We start from the raw sequence: 17,552 nt of genomic DNA, 5'->3' as shown, positions 1-17,552 counted from the left end.
GTATTTAATCTGCTGCATCTGAGTCGGAATAGCCATCATGTGTGGAAGGTGAAGTTGAACCACGCACGACTAGTTTGCCAATACCCCAAGCCAAGCCAAAAGTTACTAGTGTTCCAACTAAACCAGCTAAGGGAGTGGCGATCGCCTCTGGTACACCTCTGAGAGCATACTCATCAAATATGCCGTAAAAGGGTAACTTACGAGCTGGCGTATCTTCATGTGCCTTGCTATCAAACTTCAGGTCTTGTGAAACTCTATCTAACCCATCTGGGTTTTTGCTAGCTAGCGGCGAAAGGAAAATTGCAATCAGCAGGGCAATACCTAAGCCAGCGATGACAAAAGCACGGTTACGCGATCGCGAGATGTTGCTACTCATAAGCATTCACTCCTGATTCATTCGATTTAACTATCGATAACGGGTCTAAATCCCTTTACAAAAAATAATTACGAATTACGAATTACTTTAATACCGAGACAGAGGACGAGAGGTTGATACTTTCGTCTTGCGGGGCGGGTCGTAAAGTAATTCAGGTCGAGTCCGCCAAATGAAACTGAGTGCTACTACAGTAATCACTGCCTCGCCAATACCAATTAGAACGTGCCAAGAAGCCATTGCTGTGAAAGCTACCGCTAGAGGAACTGTCCCAGAAATTGCAAGTTCCAAGGCACATATAATTGAGGCTACGACTACGCTTGTCCAGGCGGCGATCGCCGCGCCAATAACTAATCCAGATAAGCGATCGCGTCCAATAGCAAATCTCACTGTGCGATAGAGATAGTAACCGCCAAACGTACCAATTAATCCCATGTTAAAGATGTTGGCTCCTAACACGGTCAGTCCACCATCTTGAAACAGAACGCCCTGGACAATGAACACTGCAACCATCACTAGCGAACCAGCCCAGGGCCCTAGTAAAGCTCCTGCCAGCGTTCCACCCAAAAGGTGTCCAGACGTACCTCCAGGAATCGGGAAATTAATCATTTGTGCTGCAAAAATAAAAGCTGCACAAACTCCCATTAAAGGTACGGCTCGTTCTTGGTATTCTGCCTGTGCTTGCCTTATAGCTAGTGCAATCAAACCGATAGCAATTATCCAGGTGACAAGGATAACAGGTAGATTCAAAAAGCCATCGGGAATGTGCATCGCTAAATGCGGCTGTATTATCCAGTACAGCCAGCCGAAGGACGAAATACCCGCGAACGCTACTATGTTCATAATTTAAGAAGTGTTCTTTGCAGCCAGATTATTTAAGGGTCTAGTTTTTTAGTAGACCATGTATTTTGTATAAACTTCAATCCGGTAGGGGGGCATAAAATTTGTAGTGCGATCGCCTACGGCGGACGCTTGCGCCATCAAAGTAATGGCAGCAACACGAAAAAATGATGCTTGCACACAAGCAATAATTGCTTTCTTTTCACAGATACGGTATCTACGATCTGATTTAGTACGGTTTACCGCACTTACTTGCATTGTCAAGCATTTGCAAAAAATATTCACATATAGTTATATTTAGTTACATAAACCAGCAAAGGAAAAAAACATGACTAGCAAAGGCTTCACCATCAACGAACTCGGTTAACTCAACAACTTTGCAGTTGAACCAAAAGTTTATGTAGACCAAACTCCAAGAGTTGGCTTTACCGAGTATGCTGAAAAACTCAATGGTCGTCTGGCAATGATTGGCTTCGTCTCACTTATCGCTGTGGAAGTAATCACCGGACACGGCCTGATTGGATGGCTGACAAGCTTGTAAATAATTTCGACTATTCAAAAATTACATTCAATCAACCCATAGAAAATTAAAGGAGAGTTATGAGAACTGATTTTGATTTCCCTAAACAAGATTTGATTGGCCCCGTTGTTTTCCGACCTGATTTCACCAACTTTGAGAAAATCAATCTTAACCAAGCTTGGTCATTGTTTTTCACCGCAGGTCAAGATGACAAAGCACTTGGACAAGAAATTGAATTAGGCAAGTTTTTTACTAACCTTTTAATTGCTGTAGGAGTAACAGGAATCCTTTGGGGAACTTTCTTCAGCAATTTGGGATAAGCAATTGTATAAGCGTGTTCAATCGAATAAATTCGCTTGAAGTTTTGGTAAACAAAACCAAGACTTCTTTTAAATATATAGTGATGTCTGAGTTTGAGGCTTGTTTCTGCTTCAAAAAGATTTAAGTCCTGATAGAAGCATTGTCTTTCATTATTGAAATTCTCTAACTGTAAAATTATTAAAAATTGCGAAATAATTCTACTATTCGTTGTTGCACTCGTTCTCTAACTACTCCTGACTCAGCAGATAACCCATTAAATAACATCTCATATATCAATGGTATGCCCAACTCTAACTCTTCTAAAAGTGTACGCTGGCTAAATATATCTTGGGGTTTGCCTTCTAAAATCAGTCGCCCTTTATCCATAACAAAAATCCAATCCGCCCACCGATAGACTAAATCTAAATCATGAGTTGCCATTATTAAAGTAGTGCCATCTTGATGAATTTTTTTCAGAGTTGCTATCAAATTACGAGTATGTTTGACATCTAAATAGGCAGTAGGCTCATCCAGCACTAATAGTTCTGGTTGTAGTACCATCACATCTGCAATAGAAACTCGCTTTTTTTGTCCCAAACTCAGATGATGTACTGGTCTTTGGGCTAAAGTAGTTAGTCCAAATTCAACTAATGTTTGCTCTACTCGCTGTTGAATTTCCGATACTGGTAAACCCAAATTACACAAACCGTAAGATATATCTTCTTCAACAGTAGAAGCTACTAATTGTTGTTCTGGATCTTGAAATACTAACCCGACATTTTGCCTTAATTTAGCCAGATAATTCCGATTATAACTTAACGGTTCACCACGCCACCGAACAATTCCAGAATCAGGTTTATATAGACCATTAGCTAGTAAAAATAATGTTGTTTTACCACAACCATTCTGACCAATTAACGCACATCTTTTACCTAATGGAATGTTCAATGTTACACCATTCAAAGCTGATTGTTGTGCGCCAGGATAAGTATAATATACCTGCTCAAATTGAAGTAAATATTCCTGCATTCCGCCAAAAGTCCAATCCTATTAATACTACACAGCCGAAAATCGCTTCGATAATATACCGTAATTGAGGACGATAGCGACTCTGATGCCAAACTCGAAATTCACCAACAAAACCTCGTGCTTCCAGTCCCAGAGAGAACTGACTATATCGTTCTAAGGTTCGCTGTAATAGTTGTCCGATTAGTAGTGCTAAACTTTTCATTCCACTACGCCAAGTTCGGTAGCCACCACGGGAATTTTGTGCTGTCCATAATTCATTGGCTGTGTTCAGCAGGATGAAAATAAACCGATACATTAGCAATAATAAATCGGTTAACAGCACTGGGAATCGTAAGTAACGCAGAGTTTGTAATATCTCTATGAAAGGGACGGTCAACATGAGAAAATATAAGCAAGAAACAGAGGCTAATGCTCTGGTTAAAAGTCCCAATGCTTGGATACTGCCACTATGGCTGATATAAATATAGAAGTGTCCGAGAGTCAGTCCATACCACGAATCTAATTTGACGCTTTGTAAATCAGGAATGGCAACTCCATTTACCATCAGGGCTGGTAAACTCGTCAAACAAAAAACTATGGTGAACGTTAACAACCGAAAATAAACTCCAGCCGGAATTCTTGCATAAATTACTGTCCAAATACTCATCCAAACTATGATTAAAATTTGTACTAGCGGATGGCTGGCAAGGGAAATAGCAAGAGTAGTAAATGCAAAAATTAGTTTATGTTCTGGTGGCAATCTCCGGAGTCTATTGGTATAAGCTAAAGTGTCTATTTGCAGGCTCATTCTTCACGTTTTTGTTGTTGGGAACGTCCTTTATACAACCCAATTGCATAACCGACTACTCCAGCACCTAAAGCTGCTTGTGAAGCAAATAATAAACTTTCTATTTCCCCACTAGCTGGTTCAAAAAATGATTTAAACCAGGGTTTATATCCAGGTTGGATTTCAGTAATTGCTTTTTCGGCTTTGTCATCGGAACCTGTAAATTCGCCACCACGGACAAATATTAACGGTGCAACTGCTAAAGCTAATACAGCTACTACCAACAGCCAGTTACTCAACCCTTTTTTAGACTGATTCATTTCTTTGGGGTTCCCGTTTGATTAATTTCAGCAATTCCAACTCTTGAGGATTATAAGATTGCAGCCAGTTCCACACCAATACAGTTAGCAACCCTTCACTAATTGCTAAAGGGACTTGAGTTATGGCAAAAATCCCGGCGAACTTGGTAAATGAAGCGAGAAACCCACCAATAGGTGCAGGAAAAGCTAAGGCGAGTTGGATAGAAGTGATAACGTAAGTGAGTAAATCTGCGATCGCAGCTGCTAGAAATATCGCAATTTTTTGTTTACCACCCAACTTGATTGTCAGATTATATATCCAGTAAGCGGCAAATGGCCCAGCGATCGCCATTGAAAAAGCATTTGCTCCCAGCGTCGTTAAGCCGCCATGCGCTAGTAACAAAGCTTGAAACAACAATACTAAACTACCCAAAACCGTCATAGTCAGGGGGCCAAACAGCACCGCACCTAACCCCGTCCCTGTAGGATGAGAACAGCTACCCGTGACGGAAGGGATTTTTAATGCTGACAGCACGAAAGTGAAAGCACCAGCCAGGCCTAGTAGCAGTTTTAGCTGTGGGTTAGCTTGGGTAATGCGAGTCAGACTACGCAATCCTAATAAAAAAAATGGTAATGCCACAATCCACCAAAAAATCGCCCACTGCACTGGTAAAAAACCTTCCATAATGTGCATAGCGTAGGCGGGCTTGGGTAAACCAACTACTAGATAAAAACTAATAACTCCCATCAGGCTTAGACTGACTAACGCCTGTTTTCTTTTCATAACCTGTACCTCGCAGATTTATGTAAACGAATTGATTCTAACCGGCGGGCATCCTGACTCACCTATTTTAGGTTCACAGTTGCGGGACAGTGCTGGATTTTCACCAGACTTTCCCCCTTGCGTCCGATGGCTGCTCCCCATCAGAACCGATTGGAGTAACTATATCACTATTACCAATTTTGAACAGCGATTTTTTCTTAATACAGCTGCCGCAATACGGTTCAGTTAAGGCTCAAACAGTTGTAAATTAGGTATTGCTTCCAAAAATGGAAATCAAGTACGGTGTATCTGAAAGAATTCTCATTAATGTATTACAAGATACAAAATACTGAGATATTCAAAGCAATAGAGATGGCTATTCCAGCAACTTCAATCGAAGAAGCGATGCCTTCGGCAAGCCGCTAAGAGCGTCTACGCTAAAACTAAGGTCGAAGAGGAACGTCATCGCTCGTTACCAGCACAACTGGTAGTTTGCTTGATAATAACAATGAGCCTGTGGTCGAGAGATGCAATGCGGGATGTACCTATTTTCAGGAGTGTCAGCTAAATGTAAAGATAAATATTTCTGATTAGTATTAATAATCAAACTATAGTAAATCTTAATCTTATATCATGTCCGGCTAATCACTTATGATTACCGGATCTGTGCAAAAATCCCAAAAGTCTCTTTCCCCCTGATCCCAGCAAGAACTGCCCTCTAAATGATAAGTCTTCAACCGGATATGATATTAAACGACCTTTCAGGGCTTCAATTCCAACTTTCATGACTATCACGCTGTTGAATGAGCATAGTCATTTGATAGTCAAAAGAGGCTTATATAGCAATTCAGCTCCCTAGTACTACAAATGCCTAGAAGCTGAAACACTTATATTATCTTACTTTTAAAATGGCTCAGGTCGGAGTTGAACCAACGACCCCAGGCTTATGAGTCCCGTGCTCTAACCAACTGAGCTACTGAGCCATGTTTTTCAAAATCATTAACTACTATAGCATATAAATTTGCTCAAGACTAGTCTGTTTTGCAATTTTGTTAGAACTTTCATTCTTATTGAGGTAATAAAAGTAGAAGAGGGAGGTAAACTCCCTCAACTAACAAAGCAATGATTTAGTTAAAGACAACTAAGAATTACAGGCGTTGTGGTAGAAAGGCTATTGGGTTAACAGCACCCTTGCCTGATGGATGAATTTCAAAGTGGCTGTGTGGGCCAGTGCTGTGACCAGTAGTACCCATTAAAGCAATTGTTTCTCCTTGATGTACCTGTTGACCCGGTTGCACCAGAATCTTGCTGTTATGAGCATAGCGAGTGCTGCTGCCATCAGGATGATGGATTTCGACGAGGTTGCCGTAGCCACCATTGTTCCAGCCGGCTTTTTCTATCGTACCGTCAGCTGAGGCAACAACTGGCGTGCCAGTGGAGTTAGCAATATCAATTCCCTTGTGGGGTCTTCCCCAACGCATACCAAAGCCAGAAGTGAGAGTACCCTTCGTTGGCCAGATATAAGCCAAAGTTGAACTAGATGGAGGAGGCGTAAGTTCGTCAATGGGTCTGGGAAGATATTGATCCACTGCTGCCAAAGGCGGTAATACCTGTGGAGAAACTGTGGTTCCTCGCATCTTTCCTAAAGAGTCAGAGGCATTTACTTTTCCAGGAGGCGTTGCCACCCTTGTCGCAGATTGAGTCCGAGAGGGAGTCCACTGGCTAGCAGAACCTAGATTAGGCAAGAATTCTGGGTTTACTGCTTCGGTAGGGCGTACAGTAGTACGCAATTGGGGCTTAGGCTGAACGCTATAGTTAGCCCGAATCGGTGTCGGAACTGGAATTGGTATTGCTACACTATTTGGTCTAGATGCAGAGTTAGGTACACTGAAATTATTGGGCGTAGAAATAGGAGTGAGTATAGCAGCATTATTTGCTTCGATCGCTGCTGCTGGCACAACTAAATTACCAGACTGTTGAGCGCGATATTTCTGCTGTAATCTCTGGATTTCCGCTTGTAAGCCCCGCAAACGGTCATTATTGTTATTGTTTACCCTTGCTACCCTATTTACTGGTGTCTTCGGCTGTTGCATTTCGGCAAAAGCTTGTGGCACTGGAATATCACCACCGACGCCATTAGACTTAGCTGTCGGGGGGGCCGTTTCTAAGTCGGTTGCACTATTTGCCTGAATCTGTACAGTTACCGGTGCAGGGACGGCAACGCTACTGTTGTCGGCAATAGTTGGTGATGGTGAACTAGGTAGATATGAGTTAGCACTACCAATATTCAAAGGGGAGGTAGCAACATTAGGAGTTTTGCTAGACTCTACAAAAGTCGGCTGATTCGCTACAGTTGCCTCAACTTTAACGGTAGGAATTTGAACCGCAGGAATTTGAACCGCAGGAATTTGAACCGCAGGAATAACTAGTTTTTGACTAATTCGCAGTTCATTGGGATTATTGAGGTTATTTGCTTTAACTAGTTCTGATACTGAAGTGTTGTATCTGCTGGCGATCGCTGCTAGTGTATCTCCAGGTTTAACTTCATAAGCTGTATGCGTCGAGGAGGCAATCACTATTGGCGCCGATGGTACAGATGCAGTGTCTCTTGGCTTCTGTTTTAACTTCGATACCAGGTTCGCTTGGCTTGCATCGCTAGAAGTATCTGACTGGACTGCTAATGCAGTCTTCTCAACCACAGTTGTCGGCTGCGCCAATTCTATATCAGCTTGTGATAAATTTTTGGTCTCTCCAGACTGCAACTGCGCCAGACTCTTTCTTAAGCGGTTCGATTTTTCTTGTAAGCGATTTAGTGCGAACTCTTGTTGCGCCTTAAGTTGTGCATTTATTTCACTGTTAACTGCGGTTGACGTTGCCACTGTTTGTGGCTGGGCAGTTAGTGATGTATTTGTACTATCAACACCATCAGCACTATAGTCAGACAGCTTATTGACTGTTGGAAAACTAGTTTCGGCTAAGGTATTGTTCAATCCCTGTGCCATTTTGGGCTTCAGGTAAGTAGAATTTTTATCACCTGCTGTTGTTTGAGAAAACGTGTTTGATGCAGGAACTTGCAAAGATATTCCACTTGCCGCGACTTGCCATTTAGCTTCAAGCCCAGGCACTTGTGATACTGCCGTTGGTTCCACGATTACAGGATTTTCCGGCACGCTCGCTGATGAGACTGCTTGGGACTCCAGCTTTGTGGAGGCAAATTTCACTTTGGTGTCAGGAACAGCAGGAATCGCTGAAGTTGCCTTTTGGCTACCTACTGGCACCGCTGCTTGGGCTTGATCGCTTTGTCGAGTCACCAAAAGGCTGGTTGCTCCCATAGAGATTGCCAAGCCAATCATCGCCGCTTTTGTCCGCACCCGGCTGTTCACTTTTGGATTCATCACATTTAGCAGTTCTACCGGGGCATCATCGCTGCTAGGGGTATTGTTCAACACAGCTTTTACTCTCTTTTTCAATGCTCGTTTCAAAGACGACCTCCTTACGATCACTAGCGCTTAACTAACCTCGATTTTTCAGTTGGATACTAGTCAATGATTTAGATCGCAACAAATGATAGATCGAGATCACATTCACCAGAGATGCTTACGCAAGATTAACCTGCTTCTCTGATTTAGACAAGTTCACATCTGTTTGCAAAACTTAAATTTTGCTGTGTTTACTTGTCCGAACCACTCCTAACACCACTTAGGACGAGATTTTATTCTTTACCATTATCCGCGCTTGTCTTGCGTCAATCACGGGGACTGGACAAATTATTTGCCAAGTCCAAGTCGCTGCTAAAAATTAAATTGCGGCGACTTCTGGAAAAGTTATGCCCCCTGCTGTAGATATCTTCAAGATATTTCTACCCCATCCGTCTTCTCAACACGAGACTTTACGTTGATTATTCCCTAAAAAACAACCGTATTAACTATCGGCTACTTTTGGGCTAATTTCTGTCCTCGATCGAGCAAAAATAGCTCAAATGTAATACATGACTGGATTTTAGCAATTTCGTTCCTAGTTTAGGATGTTTTAAATTCATCAAAATCTATCATTCAAATTTGGCAATATCCCAAGTTTTATATACAAATTTCTTATAATAACCTTACTATACTTGTAAGTATCTTCCACTACATTTCGCGAATAAACCCATTTTTTGGTATATTGTTTTACATATTATTGCCATCATCAAGAAAATTTTTACAGTCACAAATAAATCGTCTAATAGGTTTATGGAAAGCTTATAAGTAAATACACTTATAAGCAGTCATGTAAACAACTATTCTAAATAGCCTAACTGGCGACGGGTTTCAAATAAGCCTATTGCTACACTCACTGACAGATTCAAGCTACGAACCCCTGGTTGGCTCATGGGAATATAGACGGTAGCATCGCAATCTGACAGAATTGCTGGTGGTAAACCCGTGGTTTCACTACCGAACAGTAGCCAATCATCAGGTTGAAACTGAAAGCTTACATAATTACAATTTCCATTAACCGTATAACCCAACCATCTGCCGCCACGCCTCTGATGTACGGTTTTAAAGGCTTCTAGTGATTCGTGATAGTGTAGTTTGACATAAGGCCAGTAATCTAAACCGGCTCTTTTGAGGTAGCGATCGCTAATTTCAAACCCTAAAGGCCCCACCAAATGCAACTCTGTACCTGTAGCTGCACAAGTACGGGCAATATTACCTGTATTAGGAGGTATCTGCGGGTTAACTAAAACTACCTGAGGCATTATCCGTACAATTTAGGTATTGTATAAAAAAATTTATTGTCAATGTTAAATCTACCAAAAGGTAGAGGCTATTCATAGGTTTTGTTAATAATAATCAAGCATCCTCTATCGATTAGATTTTTAAAAGGAAGTACAAATTAGCCCAGATCAATGCCTGAGAGGATATTTGGCTACAATCGGGAAATATTAAGTTTTGTGTAGACAAAGTAAGTGCTTGTGTCTTTTAGGGCTGGTAGTGCCTGCAATAAAATCTACCATTTGTATGAAGACGGGAATGGGGAATGGGGAGTAGAGGTGAGGGGATGAGGGGACAAGAACATAAACAAAGTGTTTTCTCAATGCCTAATCCCCAATGTCTTTTGAGTTAACCCAGCAGCGACGAACATAATTTGTCTTCGAGTTCGATTTCGCGCTCTTGGGTGGCAATAATAGCCTGAGTGATGACGCGCTGGGTGTCAAAACCAACTGCGTGTAATTGCAACCACTGTTGAGCTTCATTGCCTTCGCGGAGGATTTTGTGCAAAGGGGAAAGGAAACAGCTAAAACCTTGTTGCTTGGCGATCGCCCAAACATCTTGGTAAATTTCGGCAATCCAATCTCTGGCTACAATACTTCTGCCATCTTGCCAATGCCTCAACTGAGCATCAAGACTACCAGCAGCAGCAGCAGCTTCGTTGTCAGCAGTCAGGGTGACAAGTTCTTCAGCAGAGAAAGTGCTTTGGGTTAACGGATCGATGCTGGGATTTTCGATTATTTGCAACAAACGCGCTTCTAATAAGGCAGTAATAGCTAATAAGGCAATGGGATCTGTGACTAAATCGCAAATTCGTAGTTCTAGGCGATTCAAGTCATAAGGACGGCGATCGCCATTTGGTCGCACCGATGCCCACAAATGCCTTACATTCTGCATGGTTCCGGCAACGAGTTGATCTTCCACCCACTGGATATGATCGGCGTGGCTGGCAAATAAGGGCACATGGCTGGGCGTTTGTGGGAAAACGCCCCAACGTGTGGAATGATAGTCGGTAGCTTTGCCATCCAAGAACGGAGATGAGGCGCTGAGAGCGAGAAATAGGGGTGCTTCCATACGGATTACCCGACACGCCCGCATCAATACTTCTGGGTCGCTGATGCCTATATTGATGTGTACGCTAGCGGTGACTACTTTCGTGCCGTAGGTGTTCTCAATGTAGTCATGATAGGGGTTTGCTGGATCGGAACGCACAAAGCGATCGCCCCCACCCAAAGATAAAGTACTCCCTGGTATTAAGGTGTAATCGCCCAAACGATTGAGGTAGTTTCGCAACTCCCGCCGGGGACGCAGCAAGGCACACAACAAATTTTCGTAATTATGGGATGGTTGAGTTATGTACTCGACGTTGCGGCTATCTGGTTCGCGCATAAATCCATCCAAAGCCGCAACAATTTTGTCGGAGAGACCGACGATTTCACCTTGAGGCGTGCCCGTGTACATCTCAATCTCAAAGCCTTTTAATAAGACCACCTTGTTCTCCTCGGCTCTCTCTACCCATAAATTGTATCGAACAAGACGAATCTCTGGATCTATCTTTAAGTCAATCAAAGGTTAAGAATCATTTAATTGACAATCCCCGCCAAATCAAGACGGTATATTTCAGACGGCATATTTCTCGATTGTCTTTGATAAATTATTACTATTGAAGTATGAAAAATATCCCAGTGCGGGTTAAGTGCGGTACAAAATAAAATGATTGCGTGAATCACTCTCTTGAACAATATTGAGACGTATAAACTGCGCCCATACTTCATCATTAAGTAAGTTTAAAGCAGTTTCAGCATTATTAATTGCGATCGCGCCGATAACTTTCCGCCATCCCTGTTGCAATTGCTCAATAAAAGCTTCTTCAACAGAAACTTGACTGAGTAACGAAAGTGCAGTTTGAAAACTTGTTGAATCACCTGATAGGTTTTTCGATTTTAATCCCTGTAGTGCTACATTTAACCATACAGGCAAAAGTTCAAACCAATTATTTTTTTGTATCTCTTTGAGTACAATATCTTCCATACCTAGCGCACTCCAGATACATAAAGACTCTACAGCCAATTGAGAATCACGGTTTTCGAGAGCATTTTGCCATAATTTTTGAGCGTGATTTTGGAAGCGATTAGCGAGAAATTCATAAGCTTCCTGGACTTGAAGGGGAATTGTAACTTTATAAACTGACTCGTCTAGTGGTAGGTAATTACCGCGATCAGATAGCCACTTATGAGAGCCGCAAAGATAGATTTCTCGATCGACTATTACTTCTTTGACATGGGAATCTCCCAAACAAAAAACCTGTACGGATGGTAACCCATCGGGTGTTTTTATCGCTCGAAGTTTTTTTTCCACTTCTGGTGGAATTGGTTTATCTTCATTTTCTAGTTGCTGCGTAATTCCATATCCAATTAAAATCCATACTCCGCGATTAGCTAATTTCTGTAATAGAGTCAGAAATTTTTCATTAACAACTGCTTGATTCATCCAAGGAGAATAAATCAGAACTTGGCTTTTCGCCGAATTTAAAACTTCTAAAAAAGCTTGGCTAATTTGTCCATTCCGTAGCTGAATTGCTTGACCTACTACTGATTTTTTAGAAGTTTCTAGAGCCTTTGTGCAAATATTTTTGAGTCTAGCTTCTATTTCAGTATTTTTCAGCTTGAGAATGGTTTCACGTTCATAATTGATGGTTGCAATTGAAAATTTACATAATTTTTGCAAAGAGATTTTTCCTTCACTATGTAGCATTTCTAACCAATTGGATGCTGACTCTAAGATTTGTTTTCCATTTCTTATTTGAATACTCAATTTATCTTCAAGGGCATCAAATATAATGAAAATCGATATCTTTCTCCAAATTTTTTGAGTTGAAGCTAGCACCTTACAGGAAGTGACAATTTTTCCCTCTTCTGGAACATGAAGTCCTAAACCTGAAGCTTGAATACTTTTTTGGATTTCCTCAAGAGGTAAGGAAGCAATATCAGCAATTGTATTATCAATATTTATAAAGTCTGCCAAATCAGGCAAATTTATTACTGTCTCATTTAAGGATTCAAATTGAAAGGTTATCTTATCGCTTAAAGGGTCTGTAATAGCATAAATTTGTATAGGATATGGCGGCTGTGGCACTGACCCTTTTTCATAAAACGATCGACCTTCAGGAGTAACTGTTAGTGGCGATGTTGGTGATAGAGTTTGTAAAGAACGAAGTGTTGCAGTAGTAGTTTTAATAAATACAGAATCCAGCCCAAGTATAGAGGCTAATTCATCTTCTGTTGGCGGAGGTTGAAATTCAATAGCAGCACGGATGATAAATTCTTCGAGTACGTTAAACTGGCGGGGTTCTTTGATGCTCACTTCTACCGGAGTTTGAAGCAAACTATAACGGAATTGACGCGCTGCTAAAACTGATAAACTAAAACTTTGCGCTTCAATTTCGTCTACTAAATTTTTGAGATTGTCATCAATGGGTTTAGCAGAAGAGGCTAGAAACATCAACGTAACAAGATTGAATAATTCAATTTCTACAAATACTTGTAACCTATGAGGCAAACTAATTTTATGCTTTCAAAAAATATTGGTGACGACTAGTCCACCAAGCAAATCCAGCACCAGTCAGACAATTTTGGATTTGAAATACTTCGACTTACCTCGGTTCCGCTACCTCGACTTCGCTCGGCACAAGTCGGTACGAGTCGCTCGGTACAAGTTTTGGATTTTGGATTGACCCCATAGATAAATCTAGGGGCTTGGGAATTTGAGATACTTCGACTTACCTCGGCTCCGCTACCTCGACTTCGCTCGGCACAAGTCGGTACGAGTCGCTTAGTACAAGTTTGAGATTTGAGATTAACTCCATAAATGAATTTAGGAGCTTGTACCATCAAGGAATGTCGGTCACAAACATTAGCAGACCATAAATTGCCCCAATAAATAATGGTCATTGTAGGACTGTTCAGTAGTGTAGGTGTAGAAGCGATCGCGATCGCCAGTGTCCCATTTTGAATTCCTACTTCTACTGTAATTGCTGTAAAACGTTTTTCTCCTAATCCGGTTAAAGTAGCGATCGCAAAACCTAAAGTTATTGCAACTATATTCAAAACTAGAGTTGCCTAGCCTACATCTATGACATAAGAAATAATAGCGTCACTGAAAGAGCAATATCACCCCCAGCCAAAAACGTAATCATATTACTTCCATCCTTAACCCGCGTTGATAACAATAAAAGTACCTCTGGATTTTACCGTATTCCCGTTAAAATTCTCGTTATTGCTTGTGACAATCAATATAATTAACCACAGATCGATATAGATTCTCATAGAGGCGCACAGATGTACGCCCCTAAGCAAGCCTATATTTTCTTCAAATGAGAATCGCTACAGCAGGCAGATTTCATCGAAGAGGAGTGGTTTATACCTCTTCTAAGGGTGGTAGAGATTTAGAAGAACTAGCGCTACTTTCTGGTGTTGAAAGTTCATCATTTACAACTCCATCCCATGAATAATTGCAGATTTTAGTGCGAAGTAATGTACCAAATGTCAGGTTAATTACTACAGCAAAGGAATCGATAAAAATTAGATTCAAAAAGCGATCGATCATTAGACCCCCTTGAGCTAACTTGAGCATCAAGTGATATTTGCTTTCTTACTACACATGCCACAATGTCTTTTCCAGAAATGCATCGTGTATTAATACTTGTCGGTTGGGTCGCATAGCTAACTGTGTGCCCATAATATAAATATAATTTGGGATAATTTATTTTTTGGAAGTCTCTAAATAATAGACTAGACAAGCGATCGCTGAGAAATGCAGCACTCAAGCTGGAAGATGGATTATAGCGAATATCTGTATTCACATCCTACTTATTACCCGTCAATGCTGAAACTGCTACCTGCAAAGGTAACTTTCCCGGACGCCAAAATAATTCTGCTAAGGCTCTAGCCGATTCGTTATACACTCCACCTAAACCTACTGTCAGATTTTCCGATGAACCCCAACGCCCAGCAATTCCGCCCCGAAAGTCAGAAAAGTTACCCAACAAACTTTGATTTTCCACAAAATCCCGTCGTAAGCCACCAGAAACGATTAATCCTGAAGCACCTGTTGGTAATTGTCCTAGTACTGTCGAAAAAGTAGCCTCTTGAATTTCTGGTTGGGCGGTGAGTCGTCCTTGGGGATAGAGCAAGATGCGATAATTGTTGCCCAAAAATTGATTTTGGCTTTTAATATTTTCAAAACGGTAAATGCCAGAAGAATCAACTAAAATTTCGGCAATCACGCGAGCGCCAAAACCTTGCACCAATCGCACTAATGTACCTGGTTCAGCCTTACCAGAAATTGTCCGTCCAATAGAATCTGCTTGTAACCGTTGGCGAGGATCGGAAGAACCACCACTGAAGGGTTGAGGTGGTACAAACCCCCGTCGTTGAATGGATGTAAAATCCCAATAGTCTCCTGTTCCTTGAGCCTGCCAAAACGTTGGCTGGGAACCTACAAAATAATCAGTTGAATTAGTTTGTCGAAGAAACTGCGCTTCGGCAATATTCCAAGTTTGCGGATTTTCTAAATTTGGTTGAGCGGTGCGGAAGAACCACGAACCACTAAAAGCACTACCAACACCAAGAAAATCATCTCTATAGTTTGTCGCTCTGCTAGCACTACCGCTAACATTTACCTTCTGTTCAATTGCGGCGATACTAAACTTTTGAGGTGCAACGTGTGGTAATCCTTCTAGTTGAATTGGAGTTTCCGTTTCTGCCAATTTGCCACTAAATCGATCTAGTCTTGGAACATCCAAAACTATGGCGTATTCATTGATATCAAATTTTGCCGTTACCCCAAAGAGATTTTGTAAATCTTGAATTGTAAAGACTAATCCTAATTCTGAATCTGTGCGAAGTTTTGTTGGGTCGATGCGAGTCATAACACCAGGCGATCGCACTTTTAATTGACCATCAGGTAAAGTGGTAATAATATTTAATTTTAACCCTTGAATTACAGCATCGTATGGTAACAGCCAATTTTCAAAATCAACTGCTTCGGAACCATCTTCTTGACCACGCACTAAAACGCTAGGATTGACATTGCGGTTCCCTACATTCAATCCTACGGGAAAAACTTTAAATTCGGAATCCTTAGCTAATTGGGCAGTTGTGGGCGTTTGGGGATTTGAAATCGCAGGTATATCTGCCTTCGCTGGGGCAATCGTAATTTGACAGATCAGAGCGTTCGCAGCTAGCAGACATTTGCGTGTGCTAGTTAATAACCGAAATTGCACAAAATTTTCATTTACCAGGAAATTTATTCATAAAAATAGAGACGTTGCATTGCAATGTCTCCACAACATATAATTCCCACTTGCCAGACAAAATTATCTATATTAATGCTGTATTTTACAGCCAGATTAATTCTTCCAAATCAGGCTACAGATACCACATATAATTTGAATTTATTCAGGATTTACGCAACTGGCACAAGCAATGGTGTGCGAAGCGCACATAGCACCCAAAAACTACACAGAAGACATAGCAATCTTTGGACGTTTTAGTTGCTCAATTAAATAATTAAAAAGCAAATTGTGCTTGAGCTTGTAAATAGTTTTACCTGTTTGATAAGCTAAACTTTTCAGTCTTAGCTCAACTAACATAGTGCAAGCAATATGATTTATTTTAAGATACATCATTGATTATTATTACTAATTCGAGTAAAGCCAATCAAACACATTCTGGGTAATTAAATACTTCTGTACTACTGGGTAGCGATCGCACTGTGCCAGTTGCGTAAGTCCTGTGGTTATAGGATACATAAATATCCTTATTTGAAAAGGCAGTATATAATGCGTCCCCCTTTATACCTGAAACACTTGTAAACTAGGCCCCCTAGATGCTCGATAGCGTTCTTCGCGCAACGTCTTGTAAAGAAGCTTTAGTAACATAAGAGCGTCGCCCTCAGCACATCAAGCCTGCTCTACTTGAGAAAATTCTAAACGCTTAGATGCGAAACGCCGCGCGAAGGCTCTCGCGTAGGGGTTTTCGCGTAGGGGTACGCGGACTCATGAAAATCCTTGGCGTCTACCCTTATCTACCAAACGCTCTTTCGAGGTTGAGAGAAAAACCGCGACACTAATACCACTGTGCCTCTACGCATAATAAATAATAGAAACCTCAAAACACCCTAACTCAGTCTGATAAACTTCGTCTTCTAAAGTCGTAGTAGCAAGAACTGTCTTTTATATTTATCTTTACATCTGCTAGCATTTGCATAGAATCTTTGATAAAAACTCATACAAACTGTATATTTTTAAGTATGTTAGCAAGTAACTATTTAATTATTGCGAAAGTGAGGTTAGTATACCTAACTCTGTAGAATTCAGGTAAAAATTCCTAGACAATGGGCTAAGGTATAGCTTCTTTAACAGACTAAATATTCTTGAGATGACCGAAAGCTAATGACTGAAGCGATCCAAATCGGTAATCGTACAATTACAGCTAGTGAACTGATTTCTTTACTGGCAAGTTACCAAATGCTGCCACAGTTGCAGCGGGAATTAATTATTGATGAGGCGATAGAGCAAAACTCACGTTCCGCCAAGGTAGTTATAGAGTGTACTCCTGAAGAAGTGGCCCAAGCTAAACAGCAGTTTTACGCTGAAAAACAGTTTAAAAATGAAGAAGACATCCAGGCTTGGATGGCACATCAAGGGCTGACTTCCGATCAACTAGAAATTATTACCACTCGTAAGCTGAAAATTGAAAAATTCAAGCAAGCCACTTGGGGTAATAAACTGGAATCTTACTTTTTTCAGTCCAAGGCAAAACTGGACAAAGTAATTTATTCCCTACTGCGAACCCAGGATGTGGGAATTGCCCAAGAACTCTACTTTAGGATTCAGGCAAAAGAAAACTC

General features: G+C 41.1%; 16 protein-coding genes, 1 tRNA gene, 3 pseudogenes and 1 riboswitch (1 of these 21 running past the window's edge). Of the genes and pseudogenes, 4 read left to right on the top strand and 16 right to left on the bottom strand.

Translation table 11 applies throughout. The annotated features are described in order from the left end of the window. Nucleotides 1-4: 4 nt before the first annotated feature. The 3 genes from NSTC731_RS31260 to NSTC731_RS31250 all read right to left on the bottom strand — a co-directional run bounded on the left by NSTC731_RS31260 (nucleotide 5) and on the right by NSTC731_RS31250 (nucleotide 1,471). Complete coding sequence (locus NSTC731_RS31260; protein ID WP_445628336.1) at nucleotides 5-376, bottom strand: PDGLE domain-containing protein; 372 nt, start codon at nucleotides 374-376, stop codon at nucleotides 5-7. Between the two features lie 87 nt (nucleotides 377-463). After that, nucleotides 464-1,216, bottom strand: a complete 753-nt coding sequence (cbiM, locus tag NSTC731_RS31255) for a cobalt transporter CbiM (RefSeq protein ID WP_445628335.1) — start codon at nucleotides 1,214-1,216, stop codon at nucleotides 464-466. 48 nt (nucleotides 1,217-1,264) lie between these two features. Next, nucleotides 1,265-1,471: a hypothetical protein gene (locus NSTC731_RS31250; RefSeq protein WP_445628334.1), complete on the bottom strand. Its 207-nt coding sequence runs from the start codon at nucleotides 1,469-1,471 to the stop codon at nucleotides 1,265-1,267. A gap of 70 nt (nucleotides 1,472-1,541) precedes the next feature. Between NSTC731_RS31250 and NSTC731_RS31245 the strand changes: the two are divergent. Together NSTC731_RS31245 and NSTC731_RS31240 are read left to right on the top strand one after the other, a co-directional pair. Next, nucleotides 1,542-1,754 (top strand): annotated as a pseudogene (locus NSTC731_RS31245) (chlorophyll a/b-binding protein). Between the two features lie 59 nt (nucleotides 1,755-1,813). Then, complete coding sequence (locus NSTC731_RS31240) at nucleotides 1,814-2,053, top strand: hypothetical protein (RefSeq protein ID WP_445628333.1); 240 nt, start codon at nucleotides 1,814-1,816, stop codon at nucleotides 2,051-2,053. 178 nt (nucleotides 2,054-2,231) lie between these two features. Here the strand turns inward: NSTC731_RS31240 and NSTC731_RS31235 are convergent, their stop codons facing one another. From NSTC731_RS31235 to NSTC731_RS31220, 4 genes are read right to left on the bottom strand one after another with little or no spacing between them, the layout of a single operon-like run. Further along, nucleotides 2,232-3,062, bottom strand: coding sequence for an energy-coupling factor ABC transporter ATP-binding protein (locus NSTC731_RS31235; RefSeq protein WP_445628332.1), 831 nt, complete (start codon nucleotides 3,060-3,062; stop codon nucleotides 2,232-2,234). Further along, entirely contained in the window at nucleotides 3,037-3,849 is an 813-nt protein-coding gene (gene cbiQ, locus NSTC731_RS31230; RefSeq protein ID WP_445628331.1) for a cobalt ECF transporter T component CbiQ, read from the bottom strand. The genes NSTC731_RS31235 and cbiQ overlap by 26 nt, the downstream gene beginning before the upstream one ends. Next, nucleotides 3,846-4,148 carry an energy-coupling factor ABC transporter substrate-binding protein gene (locus tag NSTC731_RS31225; RefSeq protein ID WP_445628330.1) on the bottom strand — a complete coding sequence of 101 codons (303 nt, stop codon included), beginning with the start codon at nucleotides 4,146-4,148 and terminating at the stop codon, nucleotides 3,846-3,848. Before NSTC731_RS31225 ends, cbiQ begins: the two co-directional genes overlap by 4 nt. Further along, nucleotides 4,135-4,911: an energy-coupling factor ABC transporter permease gene (locus tag NSTC731_RS31220; protein WP_445628329.1), complete on the bottom strand. Its 777-nt coding sequence runs from the start codon at nucleotides 4,909-4,911 to the stop codon at nucleotides 4,135-4,137. Before NSTC731_RS31220 ends, NSTC731_RS31225 begins: the two co-directional genes overlap by 14 nt. 26 nt (nucleotides 4,912-4,937) lie before the next feature. Beyond that, nucleotides 4,938-5,077, bottom strand: a riboswitch (cobalamin riboswitch). Nucleotides 5,078-5,341: 264 nt separating this feature from the next. On the opposite strand from NSTC731_RS31220, the pseudogene NSTC731_RS31215 reads away from it, so the two are divergent. Then, nucleotides 5,342-5,434: pseudogene (locus NSTC731_RS31215) on the top strand (hypothetical protein); the annotation flags it as partial. Nucleotides 5,435-5,799: 365 nt separating this feature from the next. On the opposite strand, the gene NSTC731_RS31210 reads toward NSTC731_RS31215, so the two are convergent. From NSTC731_RS31210 to NSTC731_RS31170, 9 genes and pseudogenes are all read right to left on the bottom strand, one after another. Next, nucleotides 5,800-5,873 (bottom strand) — tRNA-Met (locus tag NSTC731_RS31210). 165 nt (nucleotides 5,874-6,038) lie between these two features. Continuing rightward, a complete protein-coding gene (locus NSTC731_RS31205; RefSeq protein WP_445628328.1) occupies nucleotides 6,039-8,372 on the bottom strand; it encodes a peptidoglycan DD-metalloendopeptidase family protein in 2,334 nt (777 codons plus the stop codon). Between the two features lie 794 nt (nucleotides 8,373-9,166). After that, nucleotides 9,167-9,628, bottom strand: a complete 462-nt coding sequence (locus tag NSTC731_RS31200; protein WP_322674339.1) for a tRNA (cytidine(34)-2'-O)-methyltransferase — start codon at nucleotides 9,626-9,628, stop codon at nucleotides 9,167-9,169. Between the two features lie 364 nt (nucleotides 9,629-9,992). Next, nucleotides 9,993-11,132 carry a glutamate--cysteine ligase gene (gene gshA / locus NSTC731_RS31195; RefSeq protein ID WP_445628327.1) on the bottom strand — a complete coding sequence of 380 codons (1,140 nt, stop codon included), beginning with the start codon at nucleotides 11,130-11,132 and terminating at the stop codon, nucleotides 9,993-9,995. Between the two features lie 201 nt (nucleotides 11,133-11,333). Beyond that, on the bottom strand, nucleotides 11,334-13,199 hold the full coding sequence (locus NSTC731_RS31190) for a hypothetical protein (protein ID WP_445628326.1): 1,866 nt from the start codon (nucleotides 13,197-13,199) through the stop codon (nucleotides 11,334-11,336). A 35-nt stretch (nucleotides 13,200-13,234) separates the two neighbouring features. Continuing rightward, a complete protein-coding gene (locus NSTC731_RS31185; RefSeq protein ID WP_445628325.1) occupies nucleotides 13,235-13,747 on the bottom strand; it encodes a hypothetical protein in 513 nt (170 codons plus the stop codon). Between the two features lie 310 nt (nucleotides 13,748-14,057). After that, nucleotides 14,058-14,273: a hypothetical protein gene (locus tag NSTC731_RS31180; protein ID WP_445628324.1), complete on the bottom strand. Its 216-nt coding sequence runs from the start codon at nucleotides 14,271-14,273 to the stop codon at nucleotides 14,058-14,060. A gap of 232 nt (nucleotides 14,274-14,505) precedes the next feature. After that, nucleotides 14,506-15,924: a hypothetical protein gene (locus tag NSTC731_RS31175; RefSeq protein WP_445628323.1), complete on the bottom strand. Its 1,419-nt coding sequence runs from the start codon at nucleotides 15,922-15,924 to the stop codon at nucleotides 14,506-14,508. Nucleotides 15,925-16,158: 234 nt separating this feature from the next. After that, nucleotides 16,159-16,320, bottom strand: a pseudogene (locus tag NSTC731_RS31170) (IS701 family transposase); the annotation flags it as partial. Nucleotides 16,321-17,094: 774 nt separating this feature from the next. Between NSTC731_RS31170 and NSTC731_RS31165 the strand changes: the two are divergent. After that, nucleotides 17,095-17,552: the 5' portion of a peptidylprolyl isomerase gene (locus NSTC731_RS31165; RefSeq protein ID WP_445628322.1), read on the top strand. 289 nt of this gene lie beyond the right edge of the window; 458 of the gene's 747 nt are visible here — the first part of the coding sequence; it begins with the start codon at nucleotides 17,095-17,097; its stop codon lies off the right edge, out of view.

The organism is Nostoc sp. DSM 114167 (assembly GCF_052692655.1).
This window is presented reverse-complemented; position numbering and strand designations above follow the sequence as displayed.

Coding starts and splice junctions, on each gene's coding strand:
- NSTC731_RS31260 (WP_445628336.1), bottom strand. CDS start 376: ATGAGTAGCAACATCTCGCGATCGCGTAACCGTGCTTTTGTCATCGCT.
- NSTC731_RS31225 (WP_445628330.1), bottom strand. CDS start 4,148: ATGAATCAGTCTAAAAAAGGGTTGAGTAACTGGCTGTTGGTAGTAGCT.
- cbiM (WP_445628335.1), bottom strand. CDS start 1,216: ATGAACATAGTAGCGTTCGCGGGTATTTCGTCCTTCGGCTGGCTGTAC.
- NSTC731_RS31240 (WP_445628333.1), top strand. CDS start 1,814: ATGAGAACTGATTTTGATTTCCCTAAACAAGATTTGATTGGCCCCGTT.
- NSTC731_RS31180 (WP_445628324.1), bottom strand. CDS start 14,273: ATGCTCAAGTTAGCTCAAGGGGGTCTAATGATCGATCGCTTTTTGAAT.
- NSTC731_RS31200 (WP_322674339.1), bottom strand. CDS start 9,628: ATGCCTCAGGTAGTTTTAGTTAACCCGCAGATACCTCCTAATACAGGT.
- NSTC731_RS31235 (WP_445628332.1), bottom strand. CDS start 3,062: ATGCAGGAATATTTACTTCAATTTGAGCAGGTATATTATACTTATCCT.
- NSTC731_RS31250 (WP_445628334.1), bottom strand. CDS start 1,471: ATGCAAGTAAGTGCGGTAAACCGTACTAAATCAGATCGTAGATACCGT.
- NSTC731_RS31220 (WP_445628329.1), bottom strand. CDS start 4,911: ATGAAAAGAAAACAGGCGTTAGTCAGTCTAAGCCTGATGGGAGTTATT.
- cbiQ (WP_445628331.1), bottom strand. CDS start 3,849: ATGAGCCTGCAAATAGACACTTTAGCTTATACCAATAGACTCCGGAGA.